Annotated in this window: 11 protein-coding genes; 2 read left to right on the top strand and 9 right to left on the bottom strand. The window is 66.7% G+C overall.

What is annotated here, in order from left to right; genetic code table 11:
• Positions 1-302: 302 nt before the first annotated feature.
• From scpA to FHY04_RS08960, 7 genes are all read right to left on the bottom strand, one after another.
• A complete protein-coding gene (scpA, locus tag FHY04_RS08990; protein WP_031441845.1) occupies positions 303-2,447 on the bottom strand; it encodes a methylmalonyl-CoA mutase in 2,145 nt (714 codons plus the stop codon).
• 122 nt (positions 2,448-2,569) lie between these two features.
• Complete coding sequence (locus FHY04_RS08985; RefSeq protein ID WP_183936157.1) at positions 2,570-3,355, bottom strand: enoyl-CoA hydratase-related protein; 786 nt, start codon at positions 3,353-3,355, stop codon at positions 2,570-2,572.
• 256 nt (positions 3,356-3,611) lie between these two features.
• Positions 3,612-4,031: a methylmalonyl-CoA epimerase gene (gene mce / locus FHY04_RS08980; RefSeq protein ID WP_183936156.1), complete on the bottom strand. Its 420-nt coding sequence runs from the start codon at positions 4,029-4,031 to the stop codon at positions 3,612-3,614.
• The gene (locus FHY04_RS08975) at positions 4,028-4,546 is read right to left on the bottom strand and encodes a hypothetical protein (RefSeq protein WP_159512118.1); all 519 of its coding nucleotides are present in this window, start codon (positions 4,544-4,546) and stop codon (positions 4,028-4,030) included. Before FHY04_RS08975 ends, mce begins: the two co-directional genes overlap by 4 nt.
• On the bottom strand, positions 4,543-4,755 hold the full coding sequence (locus tag FHY04_RS08970) for a hypothetical protein (protein ID WP_037530777.1): 213 nt from the start codon (positions 4,753-4,755) through the stop codon (positions 4,543-4,545). Before FHY04_RS08970 ends, FHY04_RS08975 begins: the two co-directional genes overlap by 4 nt.
• Positions 4,752-5,054, bottom strand: a complete 303-nt coding sequence (locus tag FHY04_RS08965; RefSeq protein WP_056673713.1) for a hypothetical protein — start codon at positions 5,052-5,054, stop codon at positions 4,752-4,754. The genes FHY04_RS08970 and FHY04_RS08965 overlap by 4 nt, the downstream gene beginning before the upstream one ends.
• Positions 5,055-5,113: 59 nt before the next feature.
• Positions 5,114-6,640 (bottom strand): acyl-CoA carboxylase subunit beta, encoded by a 1,527-nt coding sequence (locus tag FHY04_RS08960; protein WP_183936155.1) that lies wholly within the window; start codon positions 6,638-6,640, stop codon positions 5,114-5,116.
• A 101-nt stretch (positions 6,641-6,741) separates the two neighbouring features.
• Here FHY04_RS08960 and FHY04_RS08955 point away from each other — a divergent pair, with 101 nt between their 5' ends.
• Positions 6,742-8,136 carry a short-chain fatty acyl-CoA regulator family protein gene (locus tag FHY04_RS08955; RefSeq protein ID WP_183936154.1) on the top strand — a complete coding sequence of 465 codons (1,395 nt, stop codon included), beginning with the start codon at positions 6,742-6,744 and terminating at the stop codon, positions 8,134-8,136.
• Positions 8,137-8,547: 411 nt separating this feature from the next.
• Here FHY04_RS08955 and FHY04_RS08950 read toward each other — a convergent pair whose 3' ends face one another.
• Positions 8,548-8,949 (bottom strand): thioesterase family protein, encoded by a 402-nt coding sequence (locus FHY04_RS08950; RefSeq protein ID WP_031441838.1) that lies wholly within the window; start codon positions 8,947-8,949, stop codon positions 8,548-8,550.
• Between the two features lie 170 nt (positions 8,950-9,119).
• Here FHY04_RS08950 and clpB point away from each other — a divergent pair, with 170 nt between their 5' ends.
• Positions 9,120-11,699, top strand: a complete 2,580-nt coding sequence (gene clpB / locus FHY04_RS08945; RefSeq protein WP_183936153.1) for an ATP-dependent chaperone ClpB — start codon at positions 9,120-9,122, stop codon at positions 11,697-11,699.
• 73 nt (positions 11,700-11,772) lie between these two features.
• On the opposite strand, the gene FHY04_RS08940 is transcribed toward clpB, so the two are convergent.
• Positions 11,773-14,808, bottom strand: coding sequence for a TonB-dependent receptor domain-containing protein (locus FHY04_RS08940; RefSeq protein ID WP_183936152.1), 3,036 nt, complete (start codon positions 14,806-14,808; stop codon positions 11,773-11,775).
• Positions 14,809-15,191 lie beyond the last annotated feature (383 nt).

The following is a 15,191-nucleotide window of genomic DNA, read 5'->3' as shown; positions in this document are numbered from 1 at the left end:
GTGTGGTGTCGTTTCCGCGCTCGTCTCCTGCCCCCCCCCCCACCCCCCCCGCCCCCCCCCCCGCCGCCCCCCGCCCGCCCCCCCCCCCCCCCCCCCCCCGCCCGCCGCCCCCCGCGCCCCCCCCCCCCCCCCCCCCCCCCCCCCCCGGGCGGGGGGGGGGGGGGGGGGGGGGCCCCCCCCCGTCCGCATATCCGACGTCGCGCTCGCGGCGGAACCCCACCCCAACCCCTCCCCTGAAGGGGAGGGGCTCGCAGGCGCCCCATAGCCGTCACCGGAGGGGCTCGTGCGGATCATCGTATCGGTCATTCTGCGGCTTCCTCTTGCGGGCCCATATTATGGCCAAGGAGCTTCAACACGTCCTCGGCGGCCTGGATCAGGTTGGTGCCGGGTCCGAAGATCGCCTGGACCCCGGCATCACGCAGCGCCTGATAGTCCTGTGCGGGAATAACGCCACCCGCGATCACCTTGATATCCGCGCGCCCCGCCTCGCGCAGGTGGCCGATCAGCTCGGGGATCAGCGTCTTGTGCCCCGCCGCCAGACTCGACGCACCGACCACGTCGACGTCCTTGGCGAGCGCGAGCGCGGCGACCTCCGCCGGGGTCTGGAACAGCGCGCCCGGCACGATCTCGAACCCCAGATCGCCGAACATCGACGAGACGAGGTTGGCGCCGCGGTCATGCCCGTCCTGCCCCATCTTGGCGACCAGCATGCGGGGCTTGCGTCCCAGCCGCCGCTCGGTCGCTTCGACCCCGTCGGTCAGCCGCGTCCAGCGCGCATCATCCTCATACGCGCCGCCATAGACGCCCGACACCGGCGTCGGCTGCGTGCCATAGCGTCCGAACACATCCTCCATCGCCGACGAGATCTCGCCGAGCGTCGCCCGCGCCCGCGCACACTCGACCGCGAGCGCGAGCAGGTTCTCCGACCCCTTCGCGCCCTCGCGCAGCGCATCGAGCGCCGCGCGGCACGCCTCCTCGTCCCGCGTCGCCTTCACCCGCGCGATCCGCTCGACCTGGCCTGCGCGCACCGCGACATTGTCGACGTCGAGGATCTCGATCGCGTCCTGCTCGGCGAGCTTGTACTTGTTGACCCCGACGATCACGTCCTCGCCGCGATCGACGCGCGCCTGGCGTCCCGCGGCGGCCTCCTCGATCATCGCCTTGGGCCAGCCCGCCGCGACCGCCTTCGCCATCCCGCCCTCGGCCTGGATCCGCTCGATCAGCGTCCACGCGCCATCGACCAGGCTCTGCGTCAGGCTCTCGACATAGTAACTGCCGCCCAGCGGATCGACGACCTTGGTCATCCCCGTCTCTTCCTGCAGCACGATCTGCGTGTTGCGCGCGATCCGCGCGGAAAAGTCGGTCGGCAGCGCGATCGCCTCGTCGAGCGCGTTGGTGTGGAGCGACTGCGTGCCCCCCAGCATCGCCGCCATCGCCTCGATCGTCGTGCGCATGACGTTGTTGTACGGGTCCTGCTCGGTCAGCGACACGCCGCTCGTCTGGCAATGCGTGCGCAGCATCTTCGAGCGCTCGTCCTGCGCGCCCAGCTCGGTCATCGCGCGGTGCCACAGCACGCGCGCCGCACGCAGCTTGGCGATCTCCATGAAGAAGTTCATGCCGATCGCGAAGAAGAACGACAGCCGCCCGGCGAACTTGTCGATGTCGAGCCCGCTCGCGACGCCGTATTTCACATATTCCATGCCGTCGGCGATCGTGAAGGCGAGCTCGTGGAGCTGCGTCGCCCCCGCCTCCTGCATGTGATAGCCGCTGATCGAGATGCTGTTGAACTTGGGCATCTCGCGGCTGGTGTAGCCGAAGATGTCCGAGATGATCCGCATGCTCGGCTCGGGCGGGTAGATATAGGTGTTGCGGACCATGAACTCCTTGAGGATGTCGTTCTGGATGGTCCCGTCGAGCAAGTGCCGGGGCACGCCCTGCTCCTCGCCCGCGACGATGAAGAAGGCGAGGATCGGGATCACCGCGCCGTTCATCGTCATGCTGACCGACATCTTGTCGAGCGGGATGCCGTCGAACAGGATCTTCATGTCCTCGACGCTGTCGATCGCGACGCCGGCCTTGCCGACATCGCCCGTCACCCGCGGATGGTCGCTGTCATAGCCGCGATGCGTCGCCAGATCGAACGCGACCGAGAGCCCCTTCTGCCCCGCGGCAAGATTCCGCCTGTAGAACGCGTTCGACGCCTCCGCGGTCGAGAACCCCGCATATTGCCGGATCGTCCACGGCCGCCCCGCATACATCGACGCCCGCACCCCACGCGTGAACGGCGCGAACCCCGGGAGGCCGGGGTCGGCGGTCACGTCCGCCGCGGTATAGAGCGGCTTGACGTCGATCCCCTCGGGCGTCGCCCAGGTCAGGTCGGCGCCCTTCACCTCTTTCGCGGCGGCAGCCTCCCACTCGGCAAGCGTCGGATTCGGTTTATCAGTCATACTCTAGTTCCCCGGCGAAGGCCGGGGCCCAGCCCTAAAATAAATCGCGCGCGGCAGCGCGTGCGATGCTGCGCATCGAGCCTGGGCCCCGGCCTCCGCCGGGGAACGAGAAGCGCGCGTGGTCACGTCCCCGTGAACACCGGCTTGCGCTTCGTCAGGAACGCGATCCCGCCCTCCATCGAATCCGCAGACCCGCGCGCGGCCCGCTGGTTGACCGCCTCGGCCTCCATCGCACCCGCATAATCGCTCGCATACGCCGCGGTGATGGCACGCCGCATCAGCCCCAATGCCACCGTCGGCATCGCCGCGAGCCGCTCCGCCAGCGCGAACGCCTCGGCGTCGAGCGCGTCGTCTGCGACGACCTTGTGCACCATCCCCCAGTCGAGCGCCTTGGCCGCGGGCACCCGCTCACCCAGCATCATCATCTCGGTCGCACGCGCGCGGCCGATCAGCCGCGGCAGCATCCACGACGCGCCGCCATCGGGTACCAGCCCGATATTGACGAACGCCTGGAGGAAATACGCGCTCTCGCTCGCGACACAGAAATCCGCGGCAAGAGCGAGGCTGCACCCGATTCCCGCCGCCGGCCCGCGCACCGCGCTCACCACCGGCACGCCCAGATCGGCGATCGCCGCCATCGCCGGATTATAGCTGCCGGTCAGCGCCTGATAGGTCGCCGCACCCGGATCATCCGACCCCAGCGCCCCGCCGCCGACATCCGCGCCCGAACAGAACGCCCGCCCCGCACCCGCGATCAGCACCGCCCGCGCACCGTCGAGCGAGGCGACCGCGGCCGCGATCTCCTCGAACATCGCCGGCGGCGCCGCATTCAGCCGGTCGGGCCGGTTGAGCGTCAGCACCAGCACGTCGCCACGCCGCTCGCTCAGGATATGCTCATAGGCGGTCATGCCAGTCTCCCCCATCGATTACGCCCCAGTCGGCTAGCCACGCCCCTTCCGTTCGCCCCGAGCGAAGCCGAAGGGCAAGCCCCACCCCACCCGTTCGCCCTGAGCGAAGTCGAAGGGCATGCCCCACCCCCGCCGTTCGCCCTGAGCGAAGTCGAAGGGCATGCCCCACCCCCGCCGTTCGCCCTGAGCGAAGTCGAAGGGCCTGAGTCCCACGCACTCCGACCACGCCCAGCACCAACGGACAAAGGATGCAGGGTCAATGATCCTCCCCCGGCGTCTCCATCAACTCGACGAGCATCCCGCCAAAGTCCTTCGGGTGGACGAACACGATCGGCGTGCCATGCGCGCCGATCCGCGGTTCGCCGAGCACCGTCGCCCCCTTCGCCTTCAGCTCCGCGACCGCGGCCGCGATATCGGGCACCTCGAAACACACATGATGCTGCCCCCCCGCCGGGTTCTTGCGCAGGAACCCCGCGATCGGCGAACTCTCGTCATAGGGCTCGATCAGCTCGATCTGCGTATTCGGCGCATCGATGAAGCACACCTTCACGCCCTGCGCAGGCAGGTCGAACGGCTCCCCGATCACAGTCGCACCGAGCAGCACCCGGTACGTCTCGACCGACTTCGCGATCGACGGCGTCGCGACCCCGACATGGTTGAGGCGGCCCAAAGTCATTGCGCATCCTCCGCCGCGGGCGGCGCAGGCGGCGGCGGCGGCACGACGCCCAGCGTATAGCCGCACACCCCCAGCACCTGCCGCACCATCGCATCGCTCGCCGGCGCGGCGAAATTGGCCTGCACCGCAAAGCCTGCGCCATTGGTCGCCTCGACCCGCAACGTCTTCGATTTCACCAGGAACGTCGTCAGCCGCGTGATCGCCACGGGATCGGTGATGTACGTCCCCGTCCCCGGAAATTGCCAGTTATAGGTGAAGGCCGGCCCGCCATCGAAGCGCACCGCGACCGGCTTGTCCGCGCCCTGCCCCAGCGACTGCGGCTGGATGAACTGGATCGACACGATCGACTCGGTGCCGACGTCGCACTTCACGACGAACCGCGACAGCCCGTCATTGCCCGTGACCGAGGTGGAAATGCTGCGCACCCCCGCCGCATTGGTCCGGTCGGCGAGCTTCCACGCGGGCGTTGCTGTGCTTGTCGCAGCCGCGGCTTGGAGAAGCAGAAGCGCGATCATTGCTCGATCCTCGGGGTCGGCCGTATCCCGGACCGCATTTCCTCGAACGTTTCCAGGCGGATCAGGCGTCCGTTGATCTGGATGACCGAGTCGACCACGCGTCGCACCTGCCCGTTGGTCGCGGCAAGTTCCTCGTTCAATCGCTCGACCTTGCTGCGGAGCAGGATGACGGACTCGATCGTCCGCATCGCGTCGCCGATCATGCTCATGCGACACGCTCCGCGTCGAGCAGGCCGGCGTCACGCAGCCTGGCGTCGATATCGGCGCGCAGACGCTGCTGCCCCTCGATCGCCGCATCGAGCGCGGCGTGCATCGCCGGAAGCGCCTCGTCGAGTTCGTGGATCAACAGCTTGAAGCGGTCGTCCTCGGTCATGTCGCCCTCGACGACATAGCGCGAGGTTGCCTCGCGAACGACATGCCCCACGGACATGCCGTTGCTCGCCGCAAACGCGTCGAGCGCCGCCTTGTGATCGGGGGTGGTCAGAAACGTCACGCGTTCGGTCTGCATGTCACGACTCCTTCGCATGACATGATAATGTGCTTGGCATGACCCAACAAGCCGCCCCCTCAGAGCGGGATGTTGTCATGCTTCTTCCACGGATTCTCGACTTGCTTGCCGCGCAGCTTTCGCAGCCCCAGCGCGATCCGCCGCCGTGTCGAATGCGGCTGGATCACCTCGTCGATGAAGCCCTTGCTCGCCGCGACGAACGGGTTGGCGAAGCGCGCCTCATACTCCGCGGTCCGCTCCGCGATCTCCTCGGGCGTCTTGCCGCGGAAGATGATCTCGACCGCGCCCTTCGCGCCCATCACCGCGATCTCCGCGGTCGGCCATGCATAGTTGAGGTCGCCGCGCAGATGCTTCGACGCCATCACGTCATACGCGCCGCCATAGGCCTTGCGCGTGATCACGGTGATCTTCGGCACGGTCGCCTCGCCGTACGCGAACAGCAGTTTCGCGCCGTGCTTGATGATGCCGTTATGCTCCTGCGCGGTGCCGGGCAGAAAGCCGGGGACGTCGACGAAGGTCACGATCGGGATCTCGAACGCATCGCAGAAGCGCACGAACCGCGCCGCCTTTTTCGAGCTGTTGATGTCGAGCACGCCCGCGAGCACCATCGGCTGGTTCGCGACGAAACCGACGGTCCGCCCCTCGATCCGCCCGAAGCCGGTGATGATGTTGGCCGCATGCGCCGGCTGCGTCTCGAAGAAATCGCCCTCGTCGACAACCTTCCGGATCAGCTCGTGCATGTCATAGGGCTGGTTCGCCGACGCGGGGATCAGCGTGTCGAGGCTCTCCTCGACCCGGTCCCACGCGTCCGCGGTCGGCCGCTCGGGCACGCCCGCACGGTTTGATTCGGGCAGGAAGTCGAAGAAGTCGCGCGCCGCGAGCAACGCCTCGATGTCGTTCTCGAACGCATTGTCCGCGACCGACGTCTTGGTCGTGTGCGTCACCGCACCGCCCAGCGCCTCCTGCGTGACCACCTCGTTCGTCACCGTCTTGACCACGTCGGGCCCGGTCACGAACATGTAGCTCGAATCCTTCACCATGAAGATGAAGTCGGTCATTGCCGGGCTGTACACCGCGCCGCCCGCACACGGGCCCATGATCAGCGACAGCTGCGGCACGACGCCGCTCGCCAGCACATTGCGCTGGAACACCTCGGCATAGCCGCCAAGGCTGGCCACGCCCTCCTGGATCCGCGCGCCGCCGCTGTCGTTCAGCCCGATGATCGGCGCGCCGACCTTCATCGCGCTGTCCATCACCTTGCAGATCTTCTGCGCGTGGCGTTCGCTGAGCGACCCGCCGAATACCGTGAAATCCTGGCTGAACACGAAGACGAGGCGGCCGTTGATCGTGCCCGATCCCGTGACCACGCCGTCGCCGGGGATCACCTGGTCCTGCATGCCGAAATCGACGCAGTTATGCTCGACATACATGTCGAGCTCCTCGAACGATCCCTCGTCCAGCAGCACGTCAAGGCGCTCCCTTGCGGTCAGCTTTCCCTTGGCGTGCTGCGCTCCGATCCGCTTGATACCCCCGCCCACTCTTGCGGCTTCGCGGCGTCGTTCAAGCTCTTCGATCGTCGATGACATCGTCTCTCCGTCCTGCTGGGGGCTTTCACAGAGCGTGAGCTTTTGCGCAAATGCAATGTTGCAAACTTGTGCCACCCATGTTTGCAAACTACACCCGCCGCATGACCACACCCCCACGCCGCCTCTTCGTCGGACACCGGCTGCGCGACCTTCGCGGCACGCTCGGGATCAGCCAGGCGGCGATGTCGGTCCGGATCGGCATCTCGGTCAGCTATCTCTCGCAGATCGAGAATGGCGACCGCCCGGTCAGCGAGGCGGTGCTCGTCACACTGGCGCGCGAATTCCCCGCCGACTGGGGCAGCATCGACGCCGCCGACGACACCGCGCTGCTCGTCGCGACATTGGAAGCCGTCACCGACACCAGCGTCGCCGCCCCCACGCTCGACGAGAGCGCGATCCGCCGCGCGGTGAAGCACCAGCCCTTGCTCGCCCAGCGCCTCGTCGCGATGCACGACGCCTATCGCCGCGCGCAGGAGCAGTTGCGCGCGCTCGACGACCGGCTCGTGGCGGGGTCAGGCGCACCCGGGCGGCTCCCCTGGGAGGATGTCCGCGACTGGTTTCACGCCGCGGGCAATTATGTCGACACGCTCGATCGCCGCGCGGAGGAAATCGGCGAGACGCTCGGCAGCGACCGGATCACAGCACTTGAGGCGCGGCTCGCGGCGCGCGGCGTCTCGGTGACGATCTCGGGCGCGCTCGCAGCACCGTTACGCGACTATGACGGCGCGACGCTGCGGCTCGACGGATCGCAGCCGGGCGAGACCACGCTCTTCTCGCTCGCGCATCAGGTCGCGCGCGGCGAGTTCGCCGATCTGATCGCCGACATCGTCGCCGCCTCCGACATGGCATCGGAAACCGCGCGCGCGCTGCTGACCGCGGGGCTCACCAACTACGCCGCGGGCGCGATCGTCATGCCCTATGCCCGGTTCCGCGCAGAGGCGCGCAGCGTCCGCCACGACATCGACCGGCTGCGGCGGATCTTCGGCACCAGCTTCGAACAGACCTGCCACCGGCTCTCGACGCTCCAGCGCCCCGGCGCGCTCGGCATCCCGTTCTTCTTCTGCCGCGTCGACATGGCGGGCAACATCACCAAGCGCCACTCCGCCACCCGCCTCCAGTTCGCGCGCTTCGGCGGCGCCTGCCCTTTGTGGATCGTCCACGAAGCGGTCGCGATCCCCGACCGCATCCTCACGCAATTGCTCGAGACCAGCGACGGCATCCGCTACGTCTCGATGGCCAAGGGGCTGGTGAAACCGTCCGAGACCTATACCCGGCCTGCGCGCCGCTATGCGGTGGCGCTGGGCTGCGAAGAGGCGAACGCGTCCGAATTCATCTACGCCGACGCGCTCGGCACCGGCGGTATCGCCACCCCGATCGGCGCCTCCTGCCGCATCTGCCTGCGCCCCGACTGCGACCAGCGCGCGTTTCCGCCCGCCGCCAGCGAAATCCGCGTCGACCCCAACCGCCGCGGCGCGGTCCCGTATGAAGTGGTGTGAGCGGCTAGACCACCTCCCCGGCGAAGGCCGGGGCCCAGTTGGGGGCCGGAAATAACGTGAGGCGACGCGGAGTCACGAGTGCCTTCCCACCTGGACCCCGGCCTCCGCCGGGGAGGTGGTGCATATGGCTGACCGCTCGCCCCAATCGAGCGACCCCGGACCGACGACCGCACTCAGCCCACAAACCCGTCATCCCCGCGAAGGCGGGGATCCAGACCGGCAAACCAAGGTGGCACCCACAAAGGCCAGCCAGGCTAGCTTCCCGCCTCCGCGGGAATGACGGCACGGGTCACACGTGCCGGTCAAAAAACCCCGTTCCCCCGCGAAAGCGGGGGCCCAGGATCAAGCAGCGCAGCGCTTCATAATCCTGGACTCCCGCCTCCGCGGGAGAACGGCCAAGGCAAACGCCCCTCAATCCTTCGGAAAGAACCGCTCCACCACGTTACTCGCCAGTCGCGAAGGCCGAAGCGTCTCCGCATCCAGGCAACACCAGCTCGACTTCACCTCGGCCAGCACATCCTCGCCGCGCTTGATGATCGTCTCGTAGAACGCCCGCGCGCCCTGCACCTTCTCGAGCAGCACCGTCGCGATCACGTCGTCGTCCAGGAACGCCGGCTTGCGGTAGGTAATCTCGTGTTTCAGCGCGACCCACAAATGCCCCGCCACCGCCTCGGCCGGGGCGAGACGCTGCCAGTGATCGATCACCGCGGCCTGTACCCACTTCAGATAGTTCGCGTTGTTGACGTGACCCATGAAGTCGATGTCGGCCGGCTCGATGCCGATGGCGTAGATATGGGGAATGGCTGTTGACACCCCACCTATATAGCATGGGCGCGGGCTTATAGCGATGACGACGCTGCTTCGACACCGACAATAAACGCTATTCCGGCCCGCGGCGCTTGTCCCTAGCATGATGCAACGCCGCCCTCTTGTGTTGCCTAAATACAACACCATCTCTGGCCAAAGATCGTAGGGATACGCCCATGAACATCGACAAATTCACCGACCGCGCGAAAGGCTTCCTCCAGTCCGCGCAGACCGTCGCCATCCGCATAAACCATCAGCGGATCGCGCCCGAGCATCTGCTGAAGGCGCTGCTCGAGGACGAACAGGGCATGGCCGCGGGGCTGATCGCGGCCGCGGGCGGCGACGCGAAGCGCGCGACGGCCGAGACCGATCTCGCGCTCGCCAAGATCCCCGCCGTCTCGGGCTCGGGCGCGCAGACCACGCCCGGCATCGACAATGACGCGGTCCGCGTGCTCGACCAGGCCGAACAGATCGCGACCAAGGCGGGCGACAGCTTCGTTACCGTCGAACGGCTGCTCGTCGCGCTCGCGCTCTCGCTCAACACCGCCGCGGGCAAGGCGCTGAAGACCGGCGGCGTCACCCCCGAGGGGCTCAACACCGCGATCAACAGCGTCCGCCAGGGCCGCACCGCGGACACCGCGGGCGCCGAGGATCGCTATGACGCACTCAAGAAATTCGCGCGCGACCTGACGCAGGCGGCGCGCGACGGCAAGCTCGACCCCGTCATCGGCCGCGACGAGGAGATCCGCCGCACGATCCAGATCCTCGCGCGCCGCACCAAGAACAACCCCGCGCTGATCGGCGAACCCGGCGTCGGCAAGACCGCGATCGCCGAAGGCCTTGCCCTTCGCATCGCCAACGGCGACGTCCCCGACACGCTCAAGGACCGCCGCCTGATGTCGCTCGACATGGGCTCGCTGATCGCGGGCGCGAAATATCGCGGCGAGTTCGAGGAGCGGCTGAAGGGCGTACTCGACGAGGTGAAGGCCGCCGAGGGCGACGTCATCCTGTTCATCGACGAGATGCACCAGCTGATCGGCGCGGGCAAATCCGAAGGCGCGATGGACGCAGGCAACCTCCTCAAACCCGCACTCGCGCGCGGCGAACTCCACTGCGTCGGCGCGACCACGCTCGACGAATATCGCAAGTACGTCGAGAAGGATCCCGCGCTCCAGCGCCGGTTCCAGCCCGTCATGGTCGGCGAACCCACGGTCGAGGACACGATCTCGATCCTGCGTGGCCTGAAGGAGAAATACGAGCTCCACCACGGCGTCCGCATCACCGACGGCGCGATCGTCGCCGCCTCGACGCTGTCGAACCGCTACATCACCGACCGCTTCCTCCCCGACAAGGCGATCGACCTGATGGACGAGGCCGCGAGCCGGATCCGCATGGAGGTCGAATCCAAGCCCGAGGAGATCGAAAATCTCGACCGCCGCATCATCCAGCTCAAGATCGAACGCGAGGCGTTGAAGCGCGAGACCGACGAGGCGTCGATCGACCGGCTCGACACGCTCGAGGGCGACCTCGTCAATCTCGAGGAACAGTCCGCCGAGCTGACGACGCGCTGGAAGGGCGAGAAGGACAAGATCAACGCCGAGGCGCGGCTGAAGGAACAGCTCGACGCCGCGCGCCTCGAACTCGACCAGGCACAGCGCTCGGGCGATCTCGCGCGCGCGGGCGAGCTCTCCTACGGCACGATCCCCGGGCTGCAGCGCCAGCTCGACGAGGCGGCCGGCGCGACCAAGGGCGCGATGCTGCGCGAGGAGGTCAATGCCGACGACATCGCCGGCGTCGTCAGCCGCTGGACCGGCATCCCGGTCGAGCGGATGCTCCAGGGCGAGCGCGACAAGTTGCTCGCAATGGAGGCGACGATCGGCAAGCGCGTCATCGGCCAGCAACACGCGGTCAAGGCCGTCTCGACCGCGGTCCGCCGCGCACGCGCGGGGCTTCAGGATCCCAACCGGCCGCTCGGCAGCTTCCTGTTCCTCGGGCCAACGGGCGTCGGCAAGACCGAACTGACCAAGGCGCTCGCCGAATTCCTGTTCGACGATCCCTCGGCGATGGTCCGCATCGACATGAGCGAGTTCATGGAAAAGCACGCGGTCGCCCGGCTGATCGGCGCGCCTCCCGGCTATGTCGGCTATGAGGAGGGCGGCGTGCTGACCGAGGCGGTCCGCCGGCGGCCCTATCAGGTGATCCTGTTCGACGAGGTCGAGAAGGCGCATGGCGACGTGTTCAACGTGCTGCTCCAGGTGCTCGACGACGGCCGCCTGACCGACGGCCAGGGCCGCACGGTGGATTTCAGCAACACGCTGATCATCCTGACGAGCAATCTCGGCAGCCAGTATCTCGCCAACATGGCCGAGGGCGACGACGTCTCGTCGGTCGAACCCCAGGTGATGGAGATCGTCCGGTCGCACTTCCGCCCGGAATTCCTCAACCGCCTGGACGAGGTGATCCTGTTCCACCGTCTCGGCCAGGCGCACATGGCGCCAATCGTCGACATCCAGGTGTCGCGCGTCGACAAGCTGCTCGCCGACCGCAAGATCACGCTCGACCTCACCGAAGCCGCCCGCGCCTGGCTCGGCCGCGTCGGCTACGACCCCGTCTACGGCGCGCGCCCCCTCAAACGCGCGGTCCAGCGCTACCTCCAGGACCCCCTCGCCGACATGATCCTGCGCGGCGAGGTCAAGGACGGCGCCACCGTCCATATCGACGAGGGCGACGGGAAACTGGTGCTGGCGGTCGGGTGAGCCGCCGAACGGCAGGCACAAAAAAAGGGCGGCTCCCGAAGGAGCCGCCCCGATATGTCGCGTGGGTATCGGCTTAGAAGTTGAACTTCGCGCCTGCACGATACTGACGACCGAAGATGCCGTCGCCACCCTGGATCGCATTGTACAGATACGCGCCATAGGTGACGGTATCGACCGGCGGCAGGCGATCGAAGAGGTTCAGCGCGTTGACGTAGAAGCTGAACTTGTCGGTGACCTTGAAGTTCACGTTCGCATCGACCGTGATGTAGCTCTTCACGTGGCAGTCGTTGTACACGGCAGCCTGGCCGCAATCCTTGTATTCGTCGCCCTGATCGGTCGCCGACAGGTCATAGCCCGACGTGTAGTTGACCGTGGTGCTGACCGCGAAGTCGCCAAAGTCGAACGTGTTGAGCCAGTTGCCCTTCCACTCGAACGTCCCCGACCCTGCGGTCAGGTTGAAGTTGCCGAGCGTGCCCTCATAGCGCTGCTTCTCGCCGTCGATCGTCGTGCTGAGCTCGATGATGTAGCTCGCATTCAGGTTCGACGTCCACTTGACCGGACCGAAGTCATACGCGCCGTTGATCCCGAAATCGATGCCCGACGACTTGATCGTGTCGGCATTGATCAGCTGCGAGCGGACGAAGGCAATCTTCGGACGCGCGTTCGGGTTGTTGACGTCGGGTGCGTCGGCGATGACCTCGAACCCGGCAACCGGTGCGGCACCGGCATAATAGGCTGCGATCGCAGCCGAATTGTCCGGCGTCGTGATCGCGCCGGTCTTCTTGATGTTGTAGTAGTCGACGGTCAGCGACACGCTGCGGATCGGGTCGAACTTGAGCCCACCGGTGAAGCTGCGCGACTTTTCGGGCTTCAGCTCCGGCGATGCCAGCGTCGTCTGTCCGATCGAGTAGGACGTCAGATAGGCCGGGCACGCCGTCGGGTTCGCCTGCGAACAGCCTGCGCCATATTGGGCAAGGAACGCATCGGGGATCGCCGAGATCTGCTGCGTCACATAGCCCGTCGTCGGCAGTGCATTCGCCTCGCCGAAGCTCGGGATACGGAAACCGCGCGAATAGGTACCCCGCACCGTAACCTGCTGGAGCGGCGTGAAGATCGCGCCGACCTTCGGCGAGAAGTTGCTCTGCCCGGTCGAATAGTGATCGTAGCGACCCGAACCGTTAAGCGTCAGCACGTCGAGCACCGGTGCGTTGATTTCGGCGAAGGCCGAGCTCACCGTGCGGTTACCCTTGGTACCAAAGGCGTTCAGCGTGAAATACCGCTGTGTCGCGCCGTTATAGTCGTCGTTCGCGCTGGGCGCGTCGACCGCTTCGTAGAAGATCGAGCCACCGACCGCGACGCGCAGGTCGCCGCCGGGCAGCGTGGCAAGCGACTTCTGGACGGTCAGCTGCGCCTGATAGAGATCCGACGTCGTGTCGGTGATGTTCTCGGGCGTGAGATAATCGCGCACCGCCTGGGTGTTGAGGCCCGGGTTGACGAAGTTGTAGCTGCCGTCGGCAATGACGTTGAGCAGGTTCTGGATATAGACATACCCGTTGGTCTTCACCCGCAGGTCGGTGTGCATCGCCGTTGCGTTGAAGTCATAGTCGAAGCCGTTGAGGACGGTGCCCTTGAGGCCGAATGCGGCACGGTACACGCGGCTGCGGGTCTCGTTCTGCGTGACGGTGTCGGGCAGCGCGCCGACGAGGCGAGCGACCTGGCCCTGTGCCGCGAACGGGTTGTTCGGGTTCAGCGTGCCGTTCGTCGGACCGCAGTTCACGCGCGCGGCGCAGACATAGACCGGCAATGCCAGGACGCCCGAGCCCGCGGCCAGCGCGGCGGTCTGCGCCTGCGAGGTCGAGAACTGCGGCGATAGGATGCCGGCCGGTGCGTTACCGCGGATGACCGACGGACGACCGGTATAGTTGCTCGCCGACTGGGCGAAATTGACCAGCAGATATGCCTCGGAGTCGGCACCGACCTTTGCGCTGAAGCGGGCCGAGCCGCCGAACCGCTCGATGTTCGGCGTCACCATGTCGTACTTGTTGGTGTTGTCGACCTGGCAGACCGTAGTCGGCGTCGTCACGTTCGCTGGCGTGGCAAGCTGCGCCGCGGTCGGGTTGTAGGGGGTGCCGTTGAGGCAGCCCGCTGCCGGGTTCAGCAGCTGGTACCGGCCCGATGCGACCGTGTTCGCGGCGTTGGCCGGACGGACGTAGAAATTGCCCGTACCGATCGCGAAGCCGTTGAGGGCGCCGCTCGCGTCAAGGCCGTTCGACGTGTTGTTCGGGCCGCACTGCGTGGTGCCGGTGCGGTTCGAACAGATCCCGGTCAGGTTGTCCGAATTGAAGGGCGCCGGCAGGTCGCGCTGATACACGCCCTCGTTGCGGAAATAGAAGCCGCTGACATAGGCGTTGTAGCCCTTCTCGTCGAGGTCGCCGGTACCCGCGGTCAGCGTCAGCCGCTGGTTGGCGTTGTTGCCGTTCTCGGAGATGCCGGCCTCGGCGCGACCGCTGATGCCGTTGAACTTGCGCTTGGTGATCACGTTGACCACGCCTGCAATGGCATCGGCACCGTAGCTCGACGATGCGCCGTCGCGCAGCACGTCGATGCGCTCGACGATGTCGTCGGGGATGGTGTTCAGATCGACGAAGTTGCGCGATCCGTCATCCGACAGCGGGTAATAGGCGGCGCGCAGGCCGTCGAACAGCACGAGCGTCGAGTTGGTCGACAGGCCACGCAGCGACACCGAAGACGCGCCCGCGGCGAATGCGCCGTTGGCGGTGAACGAGTTGGTCAGCGCCGGGCCGTTGTTCGACGACAGCGCCTGGATGCCGGCCTGCACCGTGTTGATGCCGCGCGAATCCAGATTTTCGGTGGTCAGCGTGGTGACGGGCGAAATGCCGGTATCGGTACCGCGGATGATCGATCCGGTGACGACGATCTCGTCGCCGGCGGCGGGCTGGTTCTGCGCGGCGACGTCGCTCGACGGGACACCGTTCTGCTCGGGCGGCGTCGCCTGCTGCGCGAACGCCGGCGCCGCCATGGCGAACGCGAACGGCGTCGCAGCCGCGAGCAGGAGCGCCTTCTTGGTCAACGAAATGCTGGTCATCATGATCCCTCGCTTGAACCCGGTCGCCCGCATCGCGGTACGCCGGGCAATTTTCCGCCCCTTTCATCGCGCCGAAGCACGACCCCGAAGGACATGGCGATGGGATGGAGGTGCTGTCGCATCCTGTAAAGAATGCATCCGGGCGGCCGAATGCTTTGGCAATCTCGTGTAGCGAAAAAGACACAATCACTGGTACTTTTTCTTACAATCTGTTGCTTTTTCCGACAGCAGATCCTCGCTACGCATAATAATTAGGCAAAGGCATTTTCACGTCGCACCCGCGACAGGCGCTCGGCGAGGCCTTGGTCCGGGCTTCAGCGTCACTCCGGACCGGCCGCCCGAACCAAAAAAAAGGGGCGGCGGATCCATGATCCGCCGCCCCCCGA

The organism is Sphingomonas sp. BK481 (assembly GCF_014194875.1).
GTDB classification, from domain to species: domain Bacteria; phylum Pseudomonadota; class Alphaproteobacteria; order Sphingomonadales; family Sphingomonadaceae; genus Sphingomonas; species Sphingomonas aerolata.
The sequence above is the reverse complement of the archived record's forward strand: the minus strand, read 5'-3'. Positions and strand labels throughout refer to the sequence as shown.